The 19,702-nt window shown below is 64.9% G+C and carries 16 protein-coding genes and 2 pseudogenes; 9 read left to right on the plus strand and 9 right to left on the minus strand.

Annotation, left to right across the window (positions count from 1 at the left end; translation table 11 throughout):
- Window positions 1-3: 3 nt before the first annotated feature.
- The 4 genes from QJT78_RS06615 to QJT78_RS06630 form a co-directional block, all read right to left on the minus strand.
- Window positions 4-747 carry an ABC transporter ATP-binding protein gene (locus QJT78_RS06615; protein WP_028147538.1) on the minus strand — a complete coding sequence of 248 codons (744 nt, stop codon included), beginning with the start codon at window positions 745-747 and terminating at the stop codon, window positions 4-6.
- Window positions 740-2,422, minus strand: coding sequence for a branched-chain amino acid ABC transporter ATP-binding protein/permease (locus tag QJT78_RS06620; protein WP_028147537.1), 1,683 nt, complete (start codon window positions 2,420-2,422; stop codon window positions 740-742). The genes QJT78_RS06615 and QJT78_RS06620 overlap by 8 nt, the downstream gene beginning before the upstream one ends.
- A complete protein-coding gene (locus tag QJT78_RS06625) occupies window positions 2,419-3,294 on the minus strand; it encodes a branched-chain amino acid ABC transporter permease (protein ID WP_028147536.1) in 876 nt (291 codons plus the stop codon). Before QJT78_RS06625 ends, QJT78_RS06620 begins: the two co-directional genes overlap by 4 nt.
- A 63-nt stretch (window positions 3,295-3,357) precedes the next feature.
- Window positions 3,358-4,578: an amino acid ABC transporter substrate-binding protein gene (locus tag QJT78_RS06630; protein ID WP_038942891.1), complete on the minus strand. Its 1,221-nt coding sequence runs from the start codon at window positions 4,576-4,578 to the stop codon at window positions 3,358-3,360.
- Window positions 4,579-4,885: 307 nt separating this feature from the next.
- Between QJT78_RS06630 and QJT78_RS06635 the strand changes: the two genes are divergently transcribed.
- Together QJT78_RS06635 and QJT78_RS06640 are read left to right on the plus strand one after the other, a co-directional pair.
- Window positions 4,886-5,458, plus strand: a complete 573-nt coding sequence (locus tag QJT78_RS06635) for a hypothetical protein (RefSeq protein ID WP_240537561.1) — start codon at window positions 4,886-4,888, stop codon at window positions 5,456-5,458.
- Window positions 5,427-5,711 (plus strand): helix-turn-helix domain-containing protein, encoded by a 285-nt coding sequence (locus QJT78_RS06640; protein WP_240537560.1) that lies wholly within the window; start codon window positions 5,427-5,429, stop codon window positions 5,709-5,711. Before QJT78_RS06635 ends, QJT78_RS06640 begins: the two co-directional genes overlap by 32 nt.
- Before the next feature lie 240 nt (window positions 5,712-5,951).
- Here the strand turns inward: QJT78_RS06640 and QJT78_RS06645 are convergent, their stop codons facing one another.
- Complete coding sequence (locus QJT78_RS06645; protein ID WP_028147534.1) at window positions 5,952-7,151, minus strand: Xaa-Pro peptidase family protein; 1,200 nt, start codon at window positions 7,149-7,151, stop codon at window positions 5,952-5,954.
- 139 nt (window positions 7,152-7,290) lie between these two features.
- Entirely contained in the window at window positions 7,291-8,268 is a 978-nt protein-coding gene (locus QJT78_RS06650; protein ID WP_281460197.1) for a LysR family transcriptional regulator, read from the minus strand.
- A 228-nt stretch (window positions 8,269-8,496) separates the two neighbouring features.
- Between QJT78_RS06650 and QJT78_RS06655 the strand changes: the two genes are divergently transcribed.
- The 7 genes and pseudogenes from QJT78_RS06655 (at window position 8,497) to QJT78_RS06685 (ending at window position 16,070) form a co-directional block, all read left to right on the plus strand.
- Window positions 8,497-9,705, plus strand: coding sequence for an ABC transporter substrate-binding protein (locus QJT78_RS06655; RefSeq protein ID WP_038942890.1), 1,209 nt, complete (start codon window positions 8,497-8,499; stop codon window positions 9,703-9,705).
- Window positions 9,702-9,890, plus strand: a pseudogene (locus QJT78_RS06660) (nitroreductase family protein); the annotation flags it as partial. The gene QJT78_RS06655 and the pseudogene QJT78_RS06660, both read left to right, overlap by 4 nt.
- A gap of 55 nt (window positions 9,891-9,945) precedes the next feature.
- The gene (locus tag QJT78_RS06665; RefSeq protein WP_253578962.1) at window positions 9,946-10,452 is read left to right on the plus strand and encodes a nitroreductase family protein; all 507 of its coding nucleotides are present in this window, start codon (window positions 9,946-9,948) and stop codon (window positions 10,450-10,452) included.
- Window positions 10,431-10,970, plus strand: a complete 540-nt coding sequence (locus QJT78_RS06670) for a DUF4863 family protein (protein WP_028147531.1) — start codon at window positions 10,431-10,433, stop codon at window positions 10,968-10,970. Before QJT78_RS06665 ends, QJT78_RS06670 begins: the two co-directional genes overlap by 22 nt.
- 505 nt (window positions 10,971-11,475) lie before the next feature.
- Window positions 11,476-12,493: pseudogene (locus QJT78_RS06675) on the plus strand (TRAP transporter substrate-binding protein).
- Window positions 12,494-12,508: 15 nt separating this feature from the next.
- Window positions 12,509-14,398 (plus strand): TRAP transporter large permease subunit, encoded by a 1,890-nt coding sequence (locus QJT78_RS06680; protein ID WP_028147529.1) that lies wholly within the window; start codon window positions 12,509-12,511, stop codon window positions 14,396-14,398.
- A gap of 22 nt (window positions 14,399-14,420) precedes the next feature.
- Window positions 14,421-16,070 (plus strand): acyl-CoA synthetase, encoded by a 1,650-nt coding sequence (locus QJT78_RS06685; RefSeq protein WP_028147528.1) that lies wholly within the window; start codon window positions 14,421-14,423, stop codon window positions 16,068-16,070.
- Between the two features lie 15 nt (window positions 16,071-16,085).
- On the opposite strand, the gene QJT78_RS06690 is transcribed toward QJT78_RS06685, so the two are convergent.
- From QJT78_RS06690 to metG, 3 genes are read right to left on the minus strand one after another with little or no spacing between them, the layout of a single operon-like run.
- Window positions 16,086-16,883 (minus strand): MBL fold metallo-hydrolase, encoded by a 798-nt coding sequence (locus QJT78_RS06690; protein WP_028147527.1) that lies wholly within the window; start codon window positions 16,881-16,883, stop codon window positions 16,086-16,088.
- Window positions 16,884-16,896: 13 nt separating this feature from the next.
- Window positions 16,897-17,673, minus strand: coding sequence for a TatD family hydrolase (locus QJT78_RS06695; protein WP_028147526.1), 777 nt, complete (start codon window positions 17,671-17,673; stop codon window positions 16,897-16,899).
- Between the two features lie 12 nt (window positions 17,674-17,685).
- Entirely contained in the window at window positions 17,686-19,686 is a 2,001-nt protein-coding gene (gene metG / locus QJT78_RS06700; RefSeq protein WP_080586547.1) for a methionine--tRNA ligase, read from the minus strand.
- Window positions 19,687-19,702 lie beyond the last annotated feature (16 nt).

Here is a 19,702-nt window from a genome sequence, read left to right on the forward strand (position 1 = left end):
GGGTTAGGGGAGTGAATTTGGTGCAGGTGACGCGGCGCGCGCCTTGCCGAGATAGGCGCGCTGGATCTCGGGATCGTTCTTCATTGCAGCTGCCGGTCCACTGCCGGCGTTGCGGCCGGACTCGATCAGGTAGACCCGATCGGCGATGTCGAGGCTCGCCCGCGCATTCTGCTCAACCAGCAGCACACTGAGACCACTGCTGCGGATCTGCGCCAGCGCGCGAAACACTTCGCGGCTGAGCAAAGGCGACAGGCCGAGCGAGGGCTCGTCGAGCAAGAGGAGCAACGGGTTCGACATCAGCGCCCGGCCGATCGCAACCATCTGCTGCTCGCCGCCGCTCATGGTGCGGACGGCCTGGCTCATGCGCTCGGCAAGGCGCGGGAACAGTTGCAGTATCTTTGCGAGCCGGTCCGCTTCGCCCGCGCGAGCCCGGGCCGGATAAGCACCGAGCTGCAAATTCTCGGCAACGGTCAGGTCGCCGAAGACGCCGCGTCCCTCAGGCACCAGGGCGATGCCGCGCTCCACAATCAGATGAGCCGGCAGCTCGAAAATGCTCTGCCCATCGAACCGGATCACTGCGCCCGGCGCGGGCCTGACCAGGCCGGCGATGCTCTTGAGCAGGGTCGACTTGCCGGCCCCGTTGGCGCCGAGGATCGCGACGATCTCGCCCTGATTGATGCCGAGCGCGACGTCGGCCAAAGCCTGGTGCTTGCCATAGAAGTGGGAGAGGGCGGCGACTTCAAGCATCCTCACCCCCGAGATAGGCGGCAACGACCTTTGGATCGGACAACACCTCGTCCGGCGCGCCGCGCGCGATCACGCTGCCGGCGTTCATGACGATGCAATGGCCGCACAGCGCCCGGATCGCATCCATGACGTGCTCGACCATGATGATGGTGAGGCCCCGGTCGCGCAGCTTTGCGATCAGGGCGATGCCGGTTTCGAGCTCGCTCGGATTGAGACCTGCCAGCCATTCGTCGAGCAGCACGAGGCGTGGCTGAAGCGCCAGCGCGCGGGCAAGCTCCAGCCGCTTCTGGTCGATATAGGTCAGCTCGCCCGCGGGCGCTTCGTGCATCGCGCCGAGTCCGACCAGATCGAGCAGCTCACGTCCCGTCGGATCCGAACCGCTTGTGGATGCAGGCGCGGCCGAGAACAGGCGGGCGGCTGCAACGTGCTCGGCGACGGTGAGATCAGGCATCACGCGCACCAGCTGGAAGGTACGGGCGAGGCCTAGCCGCGCGATCTGATGTGCGCGCAGGCCGTTGAGCACGGTGCCGCCAAGGCGGATCGTGCCGGACGACGGCCGCAAGGCGCCGGACAGCGTGTTCAGGAGCGTCGTCTTGCCGGAGCCGTTGGGCCCGATGATGCCGACGATCTCGCCCGGCGCCACCGTGAAGCTGACGCCATCGACCGCGCGCAATCCACTGAACGATTTGCTGACGCCTTCGACCCCGAGGAGCGGGGCATCCATCGTGCGGGCGGACGCGGCGGCGCGACGCTCCGCCGAGACGCGCCAGCGTCCGGCGCCGAACAGGCCGATCACACCGTTCGGCAGCACCATGACGATGAGGACGAAGATGATGCCGAGCACGATGCTGAAATGGTTGGGCAGCGTCGCGGTCAGGACCTCGAACAGCAGGACCAGCGGAATGACGCCGAGCACGGGGCCGAACAGCGAGCCTGCGCCGCCCAGCAGGGCCATGATCACGACCTGGAACGAGATCGTCGGATTGAAGGCGATCGCTGGATCGATATAGGTCCAGCGCGGCGCCATCACCGCACCGGTCATCGCCATGAATGTCGCGCTCAGAATGAACACGCCGAGCTTGACCCGCGTGGCATCGATGCCGGAATGACTCGCTGCGGTCTCGTCGGCGCCGATGGCGCGCAAGGCCAACCCATAACGCGAGCGCCCGAGCAGCCAGCCCACCAGGAAGACGAGTGCGGCAAGGCCAAGGAGCTGCCAGTAGAGAATGTCCTGCGTCACGGCGCTGAAGAGATAGCGGCCGACCGATTTGTGGATGTTGACCTCGTACCAGATCACCAGCTGCCGGATCAGCTCGGCAAGCCCGAAGGAGAAGATCACGAAATAGATGCCTGATAGCCGCAGCGTCGAAAGCCCGGTGATGGCGGCGGTGAGTGCGCCCACGCCGGCCGCGGCCAGCAGCACGACGGGCCAGGGCATCGTCTCGCCGAGCACCGCGGCGGTGTAGGCGCCGAGGCCGAAGAACGCGACTGTCGCGAGCGAGATGTAGCGGGTCGGGCCCGAGAACATCGCCCAAGCGGTCGCCAGAATCGTGAAATAGAGGACGCTGATGCCGAGCGCGAGATAATAGCCGTTGGCATAGAGCGGATAGGCGACAATCGCCGCGGCCAAAGCAAGGCCGGCGCACCACAGCAATGTCCGGACAGGCGCCGTCATGACGCGGCTCTCCCGAACAGACCGGTCGGCTTGATCAGGAGCACGCCGAGAAACAGCGCGTAAGTTGCGGCGAGCGTCAGGCCGGGATCGACCAGCCGCGCCACTGCCGTTTCGACCACGCCGAGCAGCAGTCCGGCGACCAGCGCACCCATGACGTTACCGACGCCGCCCATGATGACGACGACCAGCGCCTTCATGGTGAAGACCACGCCCATCGCGGCGTTGAAGGTGAGGAACATGCTGACCAGCACGCCGCCGACGGCGACGAGGCCGCCGCCGAAGGCGAACGCCAGCCCTGACAGGGCCGCCACATCGATCCCGACAAGGCGCGCGGCATTGGCATCGACCGCGACGGCGCGGACGGCGGTGCCGATCCGCGTACGGGTGAGGGCGAGATACACGGCGCCGCCGACCAAGGCCGCAAACAGCAACGCGACGAGCCGATTGACCGCGAGGGTCGATCCCAGCACGACCACGGGAATCGAGAGATAGCTATAGCTGTAATACTGGCCGCCGAAGGCAACCAGCATGGCGCCCTGGATCACGAACAGCACGCCGAAGGTGACGAGGATGCTGTCGATCTCCTGTGCGCCCCGGTCCTTGCCCCGCCGCATCAGCCGTTCCAGCAGGAAACGATAGAGCAGCCAGTTCAGCATCATCGCGACCGGAACCGCGAGCAGCAGCGCGGCCAACGGGCTGAGGCCGAGACCGCTATAGAGAGAGAACGCGCCGAAGGCGGCCGCGACCAGCGACTCCCCATAGGAGAGGTTCATAATCCGCGCCACGCCATATTGTAGCGTCAGGCCGAGCGCGATCAGCGCATACATGCCGCCAAGCACGAGGCCCGGCAGGACGATGTCGACAAGCAGCATGAAACGACGTCCCCTGGACCGGACGGCAGGCAGGCCTTGCAGCGCAAGGCCTGCCAACCAAGCCTACTGCCACTGCGCCTTGGGCACGACCGGCGCCCGCGCGCCCGGAAGCGAGGCAGGCGCGAGCGCGTAGAACTCGCCGTTCTGCCATTGGCCGACGCTCCACACCTCCTGAAGCAGCCCATCCTTCAGCTTGACCTTGCCGATGATGGTGTCGAACGTGCCCGAGCGGATTTCGGCCGCAACCGCGGCACGGTCCACCTTGCCGACCTTTTCGATCGCCTGCTGGAGCACCTGCAGACTCGCATAGGTGATCGAGCTCGCCCAGCGATCCGGCTCTTTGCCGGTGGCCGCCTTGTGGCGCGCCAGATAGTCCTTGAGCTGGGCCGAGTCCGCGTTCCAGCCGCCGATCCCCATTACGCCGTCGCTGTTGGCGGCAAACTTGCCCTTGTAGAGCGGGAAGGCGGTGCCGACACCGACGTAGAATATCTTCGGATTGAACTTCAGGAGCTGCGCCTGCTCGGTCAGCGCGATCGTATCGGGCGGGTAGCTGAAGGCGACGAACGCATCCGGATTCGACGCGATCGCATCCTTCAGCAGCGGCTGAAGATCCTGCGCGCCCATCGGATAGGTCTTGTCATAGGCCAGCGTGAAGCCATGTTTCTTGAAGGCTTCACGTCCGGCGGCCGAGAGCTCGATGCCGAACTGATCGGCGACGCTGACCATCGCAACGTTCGCGCCAATCTTCCCCTCGCTCTTCAGCTTGCCGAGCAGATCGGCCAGCCCCTCGGAGATCTGTGCAGAGGTGGCAAGCCAGAACGTCGCGTTCGACCAGCGCTTGGCAAGCTCCGGCGCCTTGTCGGTCACCGACGTGACCGCAAGGTGCGGGTAGCCGAGACGGTTCAGCGTCGGGCCGACCGCAAGGTTGAGGCCCGTGCTCCAGGGAGGAAGAATGAAATCGACCTTGTCCTGGTTGGCGAGACGCTCGATCGCCTTGACCGCTTCTTCCGAGCTGCTGCGATCGTCGTATTCGACAATCTCGATCGGGAGCTTCTTGTCGCCGAGCTTGATGCCGCCGGTGGCATTCACGTCCTTCACCCACAGCTCATAGTTGGGCAGGGTGGTGATACCGGCGCCGCCAGCATAGGGACCGGTCTTGGAGATGGCATAGCCGATCCGGATCTTCTCCTGCGCATCGGCCGTGGACGCAAAGGTCCCCAGCGCCGCAGCCAAGGCGGCCAGGCTGGTGACGCGCAAAAACGTTCGACGGTTCGCCGAAAACATGTCGATCCTCCCTCGTGTTTCACTCAAGCGATTGTTCGCAACGATGTGAGTGGGTCGTTTCCTCTTGGTCCCGATTTCTTTTCGGCAGGCTTGGTTGAGCCGGCCGCGATCAGGACTTGACCTAGCAAGCACCCCAAGGTTTGTTCGCACAATGGACAAATCCGGCGAAAGATTGGACGTTTCTGGTCGCGACGGGCAAGTGCGTCGAGGCGTCGCGGGCGCCAATCCGGCGCCCGCCGCCACAGCGAGCGGCGCCGCGCCAGTTGGCGCCGCGCTGATCGGATCGCATTACGCTGGGCGGCGCTGGATGCTGACGTCCAAAGCCGCCCGGCCGTTCATTCATCTGCTGTGTCTCCACGGCGCCGCCGCCGCCGAGCTTGGCCATGCCGGCAAGGCGATGACGCTAGTCGGCCCCGCGATGGTCTGGATTCCGGCGGGATCCGCCGAGTATCTGGAGGTGTCGGCGGGGGCGACCGCCGAGCTGCTGCAACTGCGCGCCGGCGTGTGGCATCGCTACCTGCCGCCGTCGGCGGAGGCTGCCTATCTCGCGCTCGAAGGTGCCGGCGGCATCATGGCGCTTCCCGTCGAACCTGATCTCGTGACCACGATGGCGCGTTCGATCGCGGCGATCGCCGCCGAGATCGCCTCGCCCGCACGGAGCGGTGCGGCATCGATCATGTCGGCCGAGCTGACGCTGTGCGTGCTGCGCTTTTGGCGCCTGTTCGCCGGCGACAGCGACCGGGACGAGGAGGGCAGCAGTGCCGAGATTCTGAGCCGCTTCCGCAGGCTGCTCGAGGAACGCTATCAGCAGCATCTACGCGTTCGGCGATTATGCCAAGCTCCTCGGCATGACGCCGGATCGCCTGCACGCACTCTGTAGTCGCGAGCTGAAGCGCTCACCGAGCGAGTTGATCCAGCAGCGCGTCGTCAAGGAAGCCGCAACACGGCTCGAGGCCGGCGCCGTTGCCGTCAAGCAGATCGCATTCGCGCTTGGCTTCAAGGACACCGCGTATTTCAGCCGCTTCTTTCGCAAGCATACCGGCGAGGCGCCCGGCGTGTGGCGCCGCCGCGTTGCGGTCCGCGCGAGAGCCGGACAATCGAGGCCGGCGCTGAATTTTTCCGACTGGCCGTAAACGCCGCTCGGACAGAGTGGATCGGGTTCGGATCGGGATCAGCCGAAGGTGTTCTTCCTCGCCGCGGTGAGACGATTGGCGCAGGGGTTGTGCTTTACAGCGCGACGTTGACGTATCGTGCGGCAATGCGAAAAGTCGATCTAGACCGAGATATACACGAAAGAGAAACCGGCAGGCAGCGACGCGGCGTGGCCGCAGACAAACGTTCCGCGCTCCTCACCATGAGGGGTACCAACGCTATCAGGTCAAAGCGCTGCCGCCGCGATTCCACCCACGGCCACCTTCGCCAAAGATCTCGTACCCCGTCTGCGTCACCACGACCGTGTCCTCGAGCTTGATGAAGCCGCGCTTCGGATGCTTCATGGTGGTCTCGATCGAGACCACCATGCCTGTTTCGAGCGGCAGCCGGGCGTCGGTGTCGTCGTAGGGGACCGGTCCCTTGGCGGTCAGGCGAGGGGCCTCGTGGCTGACAAGGCCCATGCCATGGGCCAGGAAATCCGTGCAGTCGCGCTGGGCGATCTGGGCAAGCTGCCGTTCGGCCGCGACGTAGATGTCGCCGCCCAGGGCGCCCGGCCGGACCGCGGCGAACGCGGCGCGCTGCACGGCTTCGATCTCGGCCAGACAGTCTCTCAGTTCGGCATCGGGCTCGCCCAGCACGGCCATTCGGGCGAGGTCGCCGATATAGCCGTGATAATTGCCGCCGGAGTCGAGCGACAGCACGTCGCCTTGCTCCCAGCGCTGCGATGACGGTGCCCTGTTGTGGCTGCGGCCGCAGGCGAGCAGGCAATATTCGAAAGTCAGGCCGCGATTGGCCTCGGCGACACGCAAGCTGTCCGACAATTGCTGCTTGGTGGTGCCCGGGCCGTGCGCGGCGATCACCTCCAGCATTGATGCAATGACGAGCTCGGACGCCGTCTTGAGCTTGGCAAGCTCATCCGCCGACTTGACCGCCCGCAGCCGCTCCAGCACCAGCAGCGCGTCCTTGAGCTCGGCGCCGGGCAGGGCGTCAGCGAGCGCCCTTCCTGCATCCATCGGCAGGAACGCCATCTCGACGCCGACCCGCTTCAAGGGCACGCCGGCATCCCGGATCAGGCCCACGGCCCGCGTCACGGCATCCACCGAGCCGTTGGACTCGGTCCGGACCTGCGGTACCCATGGCTGAGCCACGGCGCGTTGATGGGTCTCCAGACGGTGGCCGATATAGACCGCCTTATCAGGTGCGCCCTTGGGATAGACCAGGACCGGCAGATAGCGGCTGACGCCCATGGCGTCCATGTAGTCGAAGAAGATCGCGCGCTCGGCGCCGAGCAAGTACTGCACATTGTGCTTGGAGGTCACGACCAGCACGTCGAGGCCGGCGGCCTCCATGAGACGGTCGAGCTTGGCGGCGTCGAACGGAATGGCGCGCGAGCTGTTCGCGCGGGTGACGTTCTCCTGCATGACGGGCTCCTTGAGCGGCGGTTGAGACCGCCTTGTATCGTTGACCTCTTCAGGACTGCGGCGCCTAGTCTAGCACAACCTCCACTCGCGCGCCCCAACCGAACGACCCGATGGAAAATGGAACTGAGAGCGTCTCCAGCTAGCGTCCACGCCTGAGATCCGCGGTCGCGCGCCGAAGAATATCGTGAAGCCAGTCATGCGATGGCTCGCCCTCGATACGTTCGTGCCACAGCAGCCGGACCTCGACCGGGGGTGTGGCGTAAGGCAGCTCGTACGCGGTGATGGCATGCTCACGTTCGAACGCCCGCGCCAATGGACGCGGAACGATGGCCGCGAGTTCAGAGTCCGCGAGCAGGGCGGGCAGCGCAAGGAAATGCGGCAGCGAAACAGCTATGCGCGGCGGCCGGTCGCTTTCGGACAATGCCCGTTCGAGCGCCGCGCGGTCATACATCTCCGATCGCCGGGCGAGGCCGCGCTCAGAGATGAAGCCTCCGATTGCGCCCTCCTGCTCGCCGCCGAAGGAGACAACGACCAGCGGCATGCGCGCCAGGGCCGCGTTGTCGATCGGGCCGAGCTTGCGCTTTCCGCCCACGATCAGCACATCGTCATATTCGAACAACAGCGACGTGCGGAAGCGGCTCGGCGGATCCGAGAAGACGCCGATCGCAACGTCGATGCGACCAAGGTCAATCTGCTCGGCAAGGTCGATCCGTGTCACCGGCTTGATGATCAGGTCGATCGCCGGCGCCTCAAGCCTGAGGATCTTCAGGAGCGGTGACGCCAGCACCATCGTGGTGAAGTCGTTGGCGGCCAGGGTGAACTGTCGGGTCGAGGCCGCCGGAACGAAGCGCGGCTGCTCGACCGCCGCCTCGAGAGATCGTAGGGCTTCGCGAACCTGTGGTGCCATCGTCAACGCGCGCGCTGTCGGCTGCATGCCGGTCGCCGTGCGCACGAACAGATCGTCTTCCAGCATCTCGCGGAGCCGGGCGAGCGAATGGCTCACGGCGGATTGACTGAGCGCAACCCGCTGGCTCGCCCGCAGCACGCTGCGCTCCTCCATGACGGCGTCGAAGACCTTGAGCAGGTTCAGGTCCAGGGTCTTGAAGGAAACAGCCACGTTCAGAACACCGTCGCAGGCGGATCGCGCGCCCGTTGCGTACCTGCGATCGTTTCCAGTTAAGGCCATGCGCGCGGCCGACGCAACCGAGCAGGGCGCCCGGACCGCGACGCCCGGCCGTTCGCGCCACCAATCTGAAGGCGGTTCAGGATCACTCTGCAAGAGTTTCACTTCCGCATTCGCGCGATCCCGTCATGATCCCGACGCCGAATTTGGAGGAGACGGGCAATGAAATCCTGCGGGATGTCGATCGGAGCTTTCGCACTGGTACTGGCGCTGTTCTCGGCGCCGGCCCTTGCGCAGGATGGTCCGGTCAAGCTCGGCGTCCTCACCGACATGTCCTCGCTCTACGCCGACAATGGCGGCCAGGGCTCGGTGGTCGCGGCGCAAATGGCGGTCGACGATTTTGGCGGTCAGGTGCTGGGACGCAGCATCCAGATCGTCGCGGGAGACCACCAGAACAAGGCCGATGTGGGAGCGACCATCGCGCGGCGCTGGCTCGAAAATGAAAACGTCGAGGTCATCCTCGACGTGCCCAATTCTGCGGTCGCGCTGGCGGTGCAGGGCATCACGCGCGACAAGAAGAAGCTCTTCCTCGCCACCGGCGCCGCCACGTCGCACCTGACTGGCGACGAATGCTCGCCGACCGGAATTCACTGGACCTACGATACCTATGCGCTGTCGCAGGGATCGACGCGCGCGATGTCGCGTCTCGGCGCAAACTCCTGGTACTTCATCTCGGTCGACTATTCCCTCGGCGCCCAGCTCGAGGCTGATAGCCGCAAGGTCGTCGATGCCATGGGTGGCAAGGTGATCGGCGCCGTGAAACATCCGCTCAATACGCCGGATTTTTCGTCCTTCCTGCTCCAGGCACAGTCCTCGAAGGCGGACGTGATCGCGCTCGCCGACACCGGCGGCGACTTCATCAACGTCGTCAAGCAGGCCGGCGAATTCGGCATCACGCAGCGGCAGAAGCTGGTTGGGCTGCTCGTCTTCATTGCCGACATTCACAGTCTCGGGCTCCAGAGCGCCCAGGGCCTGATGCTGAGCTCGGCGTTCTATTGGGACCAGAACGAGGACACTCGGGCATGGTCGAAGCGCTTCATCGCCAAGACCCAGAAGGTCCCGACCATGATCCACGCCGGCACCTATGGCGCGGTGATGCACTACCTCAAAGCCGTCCAGGCGGCAGGCACGCTGGATGGTCCGACCGTTGCCGCCAAGATGCGCGCCATGCCCGTGAACGATCTCATGACGAAAAATGGCCGGATCCGCGACGACGGCCGGCTGGTCCGCGACATGTATCTGTTTCGCGTCAAGTCGCCCGAGCAGTCCAAATACAAGTTCGACTATTACGAGCTGCTGGCGACGATTCCTGGCGAGGAAGCCTTCCGGCCGATGGAGCAAGGCGGATGTCCGCTCCTGAAGCAGCCATGATCGGCGAGGGCGCAGCCGTGCAGAGCGGCATCGACGAGATCATCGCAGGTCGCTTTGCATGCCGCGACTTCTCAAGCGCGCCGGTCGGGCGAGGGACCATCGAGCAGATTCTGCGCGTGGCACGGTTTGCGCCAAGCGGCGCCAACATCCAGCCCTGGCACGTCTACGTGCTGGCAGGCGCCGCCAAGGACAGCGTGTCGACGGCACTGCGCGAGGCGCACGAAACGGCCCGCGACGCGCATGTGTCGGAATACCGCTATTACGGCCAGCGACCTGCCCGAACCCTACCTGCAACGACGACAGGAGTTCGGCCGGTTGTTCTACGGCTCGCTCGGCATCGCCCAAACCGATATCGAAGCCAGGAGCGGACAAACCGCCAAGAACTATGCGTTCTTCGGCGCGCCCGTCGGCCTGATCGTCACGATCCACCGGCGCCTGGAGGTCGGCAGCTGGCTCGACCTCGGCATGTTCATCCAGAACGTGCTGCTGGCTGCGGCAGGCCATGGGCTCCAGTCATGTCCGCAGGAGACGTTCTCGAAATACCACCGGATCCTGCGTCCGCTGCTGTCGATCCCGGCGGAGCAAATGGTCGTGTGCGGCATTTCGATCGGCCGTGCCAGGGACCAAATCGCGGGCAGGCTAATGCCGCGCGCGGACATCGCGGACTTCGCCTCGTTCGCGGGCTTTGAAGAACAAAGTGCAACCCAAATGGAAAGGACAACACCATGGGAAGCCGAGACGAATTGATTCAGTGCAGCATTCCGTTTCTCCGCGAGGTCAAGGACATGACGCCCGGTGCGGAGATGGAGCGGTGGCTCAACCAAACATACGGCGAGGGCAGCCAGCTCTACCAGGACCTGGCGCGGCTGATTAAGCGCGGCGTCGAGGAAGGCTGGGCGGCCAACCAGGAGGTCGACGGTCCGAACTACCGGCGCAGCCGCATCCTGGAGCCGATGCCCGAGACATTCCAGTTCAGCATCACGGCCGTCTACATGAACAGCACCGATCCGCGCCGCTTCAAGGACGAGGACGACCACGACGTGCTCCGCGGGCAATATCACGGTCACCCCTATGGGGAACTGAACCTGGTCGTGCCGCTAGACAAGGGCGCCGAGCTCAAGGGCCTGCAGGGCTGGCAAGGGCCCGGCTGGACCGCGCCCGATCCCGGCAGCCGGCACTATCCCGAGGTCCGCGGCGGCGCTGTCATCGCGCTGTTCTATCTGCCCGCCGGACGCATCTCCTACGACTTCGCCGCGCCGTCCTAATCGCCGGCTGGACCATCTCGGGTGACGCCGTGCGCGAGCGTCACCCGTTCAAAAGACTGCACAGCTGAGTCCGCGCGCGGCGATGCGCCGCGACGCCACGGCCAGCAAGGCGGCTCACTCATGAACGGTGGGGAGGGATTGCGGCGACCATGCGCCAGGCGGCAGCCAGTCTGGACCGCCATATCCACAATTCGCATAAGGTATATTATGGAATATATTTATATACAATTAGATCAGATATTTAGATCGAATTCCTGACACCGCGCCTTCGCTTGCCGTTCGTTTTCGGTCTACACCGCGACCGGCCTCTCGGCTCTTGACGGCTACTGTGCATGGGGTTGTTTTTCAGATTTTGAATCCGGCCCATCTGCCGAAAGCCGATATTGCCGCGACGGTGTCCGGCTGCAATAAGCGAGACCTCGCGAGATCGCAGATGACCTTCAGGCCTTCCGTCCGTATAGGTTTGCATCTCAGAACAACAACAAACTTCCGAGGAAGCAGACCCATGAGTTTTTCCCGACGCACGCTTCTCAAGGCCTCCGCCGCGACCGCGGTCCTGGGCGGCCTCGGTGCGCCCCATGTGGCCCGCGCCCAGAGCGCCGAGTTCACCTACAAGTACGCCAACAACCTGCCTGATACCCATCCGCTACGTGCGCGCCAAGGAGATGGCGGCGGCGATCAAGGCCGAGACCAACGGCAAGTTCGACCTTCAGATCTTCCCGAACAACCAGCTCGGGTCGGACACTGACATGCTGAGCCAGATCCGGTCCGGCGGCGTCGAATTCTTCACGCTGTCAGGCCTGATCCTGTCGACCCTTGTGCCGGCCGCGTCCATCAACGGCATCGGCTTCGCGTTCCCGGACTACGGCACGGTCTGGAAGGCCATGGACGGCGACCTCGGCGCCCATGTCCGCGGCGAGATCAAGAAGGCCGGCCTCGAGGTCATGGACAAGATCTGGGACAACGGGTTCCGCCAGACCACGTCGTCGAGCAAGCCGATCAACGGTCCCGACGACCTCAAGGGCTTCAAGATCCGCGTGCCGGTGTCGCCGCTGTGGACCTCGATGTTCAAGGCGTTCGACGCCGCGCCCGCCTCGATCAATTTCGCCGAGGTCTATTCCGCGCTCCAGACCAAGATCGTCGAGGGCCAGGAGAACCCGCTGGCGATCATCTCGACCGCCAAGCTGTACGAGGTGCAGAAATACTGCTCACTGACCAACCACATGTGGGACGGCTTCTGGTTCCTGGCCAACCGCCGCGCCTGGAGCGCGCTGCCGGAGGATGTGCGCACCATCGTCGCCAAGAACATCAACGCCGCCGCCGTTAAGGAGCGTGCGGATACCGCCAAGCTCAATGCGAACCTCCAGCAGGAGCTCGCGGGCAAGGGCCTGACCTTCAACCAGCCTGCGGTGGCGCCGTTCCGCGACAAGCTGCGCTCCGCCGGCTTCTATGCCGAGTGGAAGGGCAAGTATGGCGACCAGGCCTGGGATCTCCTGGAAAAGGCCGTCGGCAAGCTGTCGTAACGCGTTGGGGCCGTCATGGCTCATGTCGAGGTTGAGGCGACCGAAGTGGTGGGCGAGGTGGCTGTTCAGCCCCCTCGCCGATCCTCTGTGCTGGCCTCGCTGGAGCGCCTCCTCGGCCTCGCCGTCGAGATCCCCGCGGCAATCCTGGTCGTCGCCGAGATCGTGATCCTGTTTGCCGGCGTGGTCGCACGCTATGTCGTGCACCGGCCGCTGATCTGGTCGGATGAGCTCGCCTCGATCCTGTTCCTGTGGCTCGCCATGCTGGGCGCGGCGGTCGCATTCCGCCGCTCCGAGCACATGCGCATGACGGCGCTCGTCGCAAGCGCGCGGCCGGCCATGCGCGCCTATCTGGACGTGGTCGCGACCTGTGCGGCGCTGGCCTTCCTGGCGCTGATCGTCTGGCCATCCGCCGAATACGCCTTTGAGGAAAGCTTCATCACCACGCCGGCGCTCCAGATCTCGAACATGTGGCGCGCCACGGCGTTGCCGGCCGGCATCTGCCTGATGGCGGTGTTCGGGCTGCTGCGGCTGCTGCGCGCCGCCGATTACCGCATGGTGCTGACGGCGGTGGTATCAGTTGCCGTCATCGTCGGTCTGTTCTGGCTGGCGCAGCCTTATCTGCGGCCGCTCGGCAACCTCAACCTCGTCATCTTCTTCGTCGGCGTAGCCGGCTTCTGCGTCTTTGCCGGCGTTCCCATTGCGTTCGGGTTTGGCCTCGCGATCTTCGGCTATCTGGCGCTGACCACGCGGACGCCGGTGATGGTGCTGGTCGGGCGGATGGACGAGGGCATGAGCCACCTCATCCTGCTCTCGGTGCCGCTGTTCGTGTTCCTGGGGCTCCTGATCGAGATGACCGGCATGGCGCGGGCCATGGTCGCGTTCCTGGCGAGCCTGCTCGGCCATGTCCGCGGCGGCCTGCATTACGTGCTGGTCGGCGCGATGTACCTCGTCTCCGGCATCTCCGGTGCCAAGGCGGCCGACATGGCGGCGGTGGCGCCCGTGCTGTTCCCGGAAATGAAGCAGCGCGGCGCCAAGCCCGGCGACCTCGTGGCGCTTCTTGCGGCTACGGGCGCCCAAACCGAGACCATTCCGCCGAGCCTCGTGCTGATCACGATCGGCTCGGTCACGGGCGTCTCGATCGCCGCCCTCTTCACCGGCGGCCTGCTGCCCGGCGTCGTGCTCGCCATCACGCTCTGCATGCTGGTGTGGTGGCGCTACCGCCACGAGGACATGAGCCATGTCCGCCGCGCCACAGGTGGCGAGATCGGCAAGACCTTCATCATCGCCCTGCCCGCGCTCGCGCTGCCCTTCGTGATCCGCTACGCCGTGGTCGAGGGCATTGCGACCGCGACCGAAGTCTCCACCATCGGCATCGTCTATGGCACCCTGGTCGGCCTCCTCGTCTACCGCCGCTTCGACTGGCGGCGGCTGTTTCCCATGCTGGTCGAGACCGCGGCACTGTCCGGCGCGATCCTCCTGATCATCGGCACGGCGACCGGCATGGCCTGGGGGCTCACCCAATCCGGCTTCTCGCGCTCGCTGGCTTCAGCCATGACCGGATTGCCCGGGGGGCCTGCGACCTTCATCGCCGTGTCTATCCTGGCCTTCACCATCCTCGGCAGCGTGCTCGAGGGCATTCCGGCAATCGTGCTGTTCGGGCCGCTGCTGTTTCCGATCGCCCGTGCCGTCGGCGTGCACGAGGTGCACTATGCCATGGTGATCATTCTCGCCATGGGTATCGGACTATTCGCCCCGCCCTTCGGGGTCGGCTATTATGCCGCCTGCGCCATCGGACGCGTCGACCCGGCCGAAGGCATCAGGCCGATCTGGGGCTATCTGCTGGCGCTGCTGGTGGGATTGATCATCGTCGCGATCTTCCCCTGGATCTCGATCGGATTCCTTTGAGACGCTTTTGAGGAGGGTGTCGATGAGTGAGCGGCAGAACCAATACAATATCGGCCTCGACAAGACCCCCGCCAACTACGTCCCCCTGAGCCCGCTGAGCTTCCTCGCGCGCAGCGCCGCCGTCTATCCCAACCACGTCAGCGCGGTCTATGAGGGCCGCAGCTTTACATGGCGCGAGACGCATGAGCGCTGCAAGCGCTTTGCGTCCTGGCTCGGCGGCAAGGGCATCGGCGTCGGCGATACCGTCGCGGCGATGCTGCCGAACATTCCGGCGATGAACGAGGTGCACTTCGCCGTCCCCATGACCGGCGCCGTCCTCAATGCGCTCAACATCCGTCTCGATGCGCCTTCGATCGCGTTTCAGCTCGATCATGGCGGCGCCAGGATCATCCTGGTCGATCCGGAGTTTTCGACCGTCATCACCGACGCGCTCGCGCAGATGAAGGGGCCGAAGCCGCTCGTCGTCGACGTCGACGACGCCGCTTTCAAGGGCGGCAAGCGCATCGGCGAGATCGAGTATGAGGCGGCGGTTGCGCAAGGCGATCCGGACTTCGCGGCGATCCCGCCGGGCGACGAATGGGACGCCATCGCGCTGAGCTATACTTCGGGCACCACGGGCAATCCCAAGGGCGTCGTCACCCATCATCGCGGCGCCTATCTCAACGCCGTCAGCAACATCCTCGCCGGCCAGCTCGGCCAGCATCCAGTCTATCTCTGGACGCTGCCGATGTTCCACTGCAACGGCTGGTGCTTCCCATGGACCATCGCGGCGGCCGCCGGTATCAATGTCTGCCTGCGCAAGGTCGAGCCCACAAAAATCTTCGAGCTGATCAAGCAGCACGGCGTCACCCACATGTGCGGCGCGCCGATCGTCTACAACACGCTGATCAACGCACCCGATGCGCCGAAGGGCAGTGCCGCGCGCCGCGTCGTCGGCCTGATCGCCGGCGCCGCACCGCCGGTCGCGGTGCTCGAAGGCGCGGAGAGCATCGGCATCAGGCTCACGCACGTCTACGGCCTGACCGAGGTCTACGGCCCCGCCTCCGTCTGCGCCGAGCAACCCGGCTGGGACGATCTGCCCGCAGCCGAGCGCGCCAGCATGAAGCGGCGGCAGGGCGTGCCCTACCCGCTCGAGGAAGGCGTCACCGTCATCAATCCGCAGACGATGCAGGAGGTGCCCCGCGACGGCGAGACCATCGGCGAGGTCATGTTCCGCGGCAACATCGTGATGAAGGGCTACCTCAAGAACGAGAAGGCGACGAAGGAAGCTTTCGAGGGCGGCTGGTTTCACACCGGCGACCTCGGCGTGCTCGACGAGCACGGTTACGTCATCATCAAGGATCGCTCCAAGGACATCATCATTTCCGGCGGCGAGAACATTTCCTCCGTCGAGGTCGAGGACATCCTCTACAAGCATCCGGCCGTGCTGTTCGCAGCCGTCGTCGCAAAGCCCGATCCGAAATGGGGCGAGGTGCCCTGCGCCTTCGTCGAACTGAAGGACGGCGCCAGCGCGACCGAAGCCGAGATCATCGCCTTCTGCCGCACGCATATGAGCGGCTTCAAGACGCCGAAGGCGGTCATCTTCGGCCCGATCCCGAAGACGTCCACGGGCAAGATCCAGAAATTCCTGCTGCGTAACGACGTCGGCTCGTCGAAGGCGATCTCGGCCTGAACCGAGCCGGCGCGGTCAGTGCGTGTCGAGCCGCATGCCGTCGTAAGCCGGCACCACGCCCGCGGGCAGTTTCTGCCTGATCACCTCGTAATCGACATCCGCCGTCATATTGGTGATGACGGCGCGCTTGGGCTTGAAGCGCTCGATCCAGGACAGCGCATCGTTGATGCTGAAATGGCTGGAATGCTGGGTGTAGCGCAAGCCGTCGACGATCCAGAGATCGAGATTCTCCAGCGCGCCCCAGCTCTCGCGCGGGATGTCGTTGAGGTCGGGCGTGTAGGCGGCATTGCCGATACGATAGCCGAGCGCCGGGATCTGGCCGTGCTGGACCAGGAAGGCGGTCATGGTCACGTCGCCGCCCTTGCCGCTGATGGTCCGGCTTTCGCCGGCCTCGATCGAATGCCGGTGCAGGATCGGCGGGTAGTCACTGCCCTCGGGCGAGATGAAGCAATAGGAGAACCGCGCCATGATGTCTTTCGCGGTCGACTGATTGAAATGGACCGGAATGCGCTTGCGCATGTGGAGCACGACGGAGCGCAGATCGTCCATGCCGTGGGTCTGGTCGGCATGCTCATGAGTCAGGAACACCGCGTCGATGTGGTCGACATTGGTATCGATGAGCTGCTCGCGCAGGTCCGGCGAGGTGTCGATCACGATGCGCGTGGTGCCGTGGCTTGATGTCTGCTCGACCAGCAGCGAGCAGCGGCGGCGGCGGTTCTTTGGATTGTTGGGATCGCAGGCGCCCCAGCCGAGTGCCGGGCGCGGCACGCCGGCGGAGGAGCCGCAGCCCAGGATCGTCAGCGTCAGCGTCATGCGGCTCCCAGTCCTAAGATTTCACCTTGGAGAACAGGCGGAAGAAGTTTTCGGTGGTCTGGCGTGAGATCTCATCGAGCGACACGCCGCGCGTTTCGGCGAGCACCTTGGCGACCTCGACCACATAGGCCGGCTCGTTGCGTTTGCCCCGGAACTTGCCGGGCGCAAGATAGGGCGAGTCTGTTTCAACCAGAATACGGTCCGACGGCAGTTCAGCCGCAAGCGCGCGCAGGGTCTCCGATTTCTTGAAGGTCAGGATGCCCGTGAAGCCGATATAGAGCCCGAGCGACACCGCCTCCAGCGCCAGCTCGCGCCCGCCCGTGTAGCAATGCAGCACGGCACGAAACGATCCCTTGGCCGCTTCCTCCTCCAGGATGCGGCTGCAATCCTCGTCCGCCTCGCGGGTGTGGATCACCAGCGGCAGGCCGGTCGCACGGGCCGCCGCGATATGGGCGCGAAAGCCCCTCGCCTGCGCCTCCGGCGCGCCGTTGTCGTAGAAATAGTCGAGCCCGGCCTCGCCGAGCGCGACCACCTTGGGATGCCCGGTCAACCCGATCAGCTCGTCCGGCGAGATGCCGTCTTCCTCGTCCGCGTTGTGCGGATGGGTGCCGACCGAGCAGTAGACGTCGTCGTAGCGCTCAGCGATGGCCAGGAGCTGATTGAGCTTTCGCACCCGCGTGGAGATCGTGACCATACGGCCGATGCCGGCCGCACGTGCACGCGAGACGATCCCGTCGAGATCTTCCGCAAAGTCCGGAAAATCCAGATGGCAGTGGCTGTCGACCAGCACCGCCCGAACGCCCTAGGCCGCCGGCTCGATGTAGCGCGGGAACGCCGGTGTCGGCGCCGGCAGCGTCGAGCCTGGCGCGATCCGTTTGGCGCCCCCGAGCATCGCGAAGTTCCGCTCGCCCGCGGGAATGCCGAGGCTGTCGAGCAGCTGGTCCGAGGCCGTCGGCATCGCCGGCTGGGCCAGGATCGCGATCTGGCGCACGACTTCGGCGGTGACATAGAGCACTGTCTTCTGCCTGACAGGATCGGTCTTGGAGAGCGCCCACGGCGCCTCGCCCGCGAAATAGCGGTTAGCCTCCGCGACCACGGCCCACACGGCGTTGAGCCAGTGATGGATCTGCTGCGTCGTCATCGCTTCGCGCGATGCGGCGATCATGCCGTCCGCCATCGCCAGAATCGCCTTGTCGTTGTCGCTGAACTCGCCCGGCTCCGGCAGCACGCCGCCGAGCTGCTTGGCGATCATCGACAGCGAGCGCTGCGCGAGGTTGCCGAGGTCATTGGCGAGATCGGCATTGATGCGCGCGACGATGGCTTCGTGGTTGTAGTTGCCGTCCTGGCCATACGAGACCTCGCGCAGGAAGAAATAGCGCATCTGGTCGACGCCATACTGGTCGGCAAGATTGAAGGGGTCGACGACATTGCCGACCGACTTCGACATCTTCTCGCCCCTGTTGAACAGGAAGCCATGGGCATAGACCCTCTTCGGCAGCGAAATGCCGGCCGACATCAGGAATGCGGGCCAGTAGACCGCGTGGAAGCGGATGATGTCCTTGCCGATGATGTGCACGTCGGCCGGCCAGTAGCGCCAGTTCTTGTCGCTCTCGTCGGGGAATCCGACGCCGGTGATGTAATTGGTCAGCGCGTCGACCCAGACATACATCACGTGCTCTTCGTCGCTGGGCACTTTCACGCCCCAATCGAAGGTCGTGCGCGAGATCGAGAGATCGCGCAGGCCGCCGCGGACGAAGCTCACCACCTCGTTCTTGCGCGAGTCCGGGCCAATGAATTCAGGATGATCTTCGTAGAGCTTCAGAAGCTTGTCCTGATAGGCCGACAGGCGGAAGAAATAGCTCTTCTCCTCGACCCATTCGACCGGCGTGCCTTGCGGACCGAGGCGCACGCCGTCGTCGTTCAGGCGCGTCTCGTCCTCGGCGTAATACGCCTCGTCGCGCACCGAGTACCAGCCGGCATAGGTGTCGGCGTAGATGTCGCCATTCGCTTCCATGCGCCGCCAGATTTCCTGGCTGGAGCGATGGTGCTGCTCTTCGGTGGTGCGGATGAAGCGGTCGAACGACACGTTCAGACGCTCGTCCATCTCCTTGAAGCGGCCGGCATTGCGGGTCGCGAGCACGGATGGGGTCAGGCCCTCGTTCTGCGCGGTCTGGACCATCTTCTGACCGTGCTCGTCGGTGCCGGTCAGGAAGAACACGTCCTTGCCGTCGAGCCGCGCAAAGCGCGCCAGCACGTCGGCCGAGATCGCCTCATAGGCGTGGCCGATATGCGGGCTGCCGTTGGGATAGGCGATGGCGGTCGAGATGTAGAAGACGTTGTCGCGCGCCGACGCAGCAACGGGAGTTGCGGCTTGCGGAGCGGCGACGGGCTTCGGCGCAGGCGGCGCCTCAGACTTCGACACCTTGGGCATCGACACCTTCGGCTTCACAACCTTCGGCGGCGTGGCGACAGGAGCCGGTGCGGCGGTCACGGCAGGCGCGGTCACTTTCGCTTTCTTGGCGACCTTCTTCGCCGGAGCCTTGTTCTTCGCCGGAGACTTGGCTGCCTTTTTGGCTGCTTTCTTCACCGCCTTCTTGGCGACGACCTGCTTCTTCGCGGCTTTCTTGCCGGCCTTCTTTGTCGTCTTCGCAGCGCTTTTCTTCACGCCCTTCTTGGCTGCTGCCTTCTTGGTCTTCTTGACCTTCTTGGCACCTGCATGCGCCTTCGCGGCCTTTTTGGTGGCCTTCTTCGCGGCCTTCTTGCCGCTCTTGCGCTTGACGGATTTTTTAGCTCGCGTGGCCACGACGAATTTCCTCTAC

Source organism: Bradyrhizobium sp. Mp27 (genome assembly GCF_029953005.1).
GTDB classification, from domain to species: domain Bacteria; phylum Pseudomonadota; class Alphaproteobacteria; order Rhizobiales; family Xanthobacteraceae; genus Bradyrhizobium; species Bradyrhizobium barranii.

Excerpts from the sequence above, each read along its gene's own strand:
- QJT78_RS06615 (WP_028147538.1), bottom strand. The coding sequence starts at position 747 with ATGCTTGAAGTCGCCGCCCTCTCCCACTTCTATGGCAAGCACCAGGCT.
- QJT78_RS06620 (WP_028147537.1), bottom strand. The coding sequence starts at position 2,422 with ATGACGGCGCCTGTCCGGACATTGCTGTGGTGCGCCGGCCTTGCTTTG.
- QJT78_RS06625 (WP_028147536.1), bottom strand. The coding sequence starts at position 3,294 with ATGCTGCTTGTCGACATCGTCCTGCCGGGCCTCGTGCTTGGCGGCATG.
- QJT78_RS06630 (WP_038942891.1), bottom strand. The coding sequence starts at position 4,578 with ATGTTTTCGGCGAACCGTCGAACGTTTTTGCGCGTCACCAGCCTGGCC.
- QJT78_RS06635 (WP_240537561.1), top strand. The coding sequence starts at position 4,886 with ATGCTGACGTCCAAAGCCGCCCGGCCGTTCATTCATCTGCTGTGTCTC.
- QJT78_RS06640 (WP_240537560.1), top strand. The coding sequence starts at position 5,427 with ATGACGCCGGATCGCCTGCACGCACTCTGTAGTCGCGAGCTGAAGCGC.
- QJT78_RS06645 (WP_028147534.1), bottom strand. The coding sequence starts at position 7,151 with ATGCAGGAGAACGTCACCCGCGCGAACAGCTCGCGCGCCATTCCGTTC.
- QJT78_RS06655 (WP_038942890.1), top strand. The coding sequence starts at position 8,497 with ATGAAATCCTGCGGGATGTCGATCGGAGCTTTCGCACTGGTACTGGCG.
- QJT78_RS06665 (WP_253578962.1), top strand. The coding sequence starts at position 9,946 with ATGTGTCGGAATACCGCTATTACGGCCAGCGACCTGCCCGAACCCTAC.
- QJT78_RS06670 (WP_028147531.1), top strand. The coding sequence starts at position 10,431 with ATGGGAAGCCGAGACGAATTGATTCAGTGCAGCATTCCGTTTCTCCGC.
- QJT78_RS06680 (WP_028147529.1), top strand. The coding sequence starts at position 12,509 with ATGGCTCATGTCGAGGTTGAGGCGACCGAAGTGGTGGGCGAGGTGGCT.
- QJT78_RS06685 (WP_028147528.1), top strand. The coding sequence starts at position 14,421 with ATGAGTGAGCGGCAGAACCAATACAATATCGGCCTCGACAAGACCCCC.
- QJT78_RS06690 (WP_028147527.1), bottom strand. The coding sequence starts at position 16,883 with ATGACGCTGACGCTGACGATCCTGGGCTGCGGCTCCTCCGCCGGCGTG.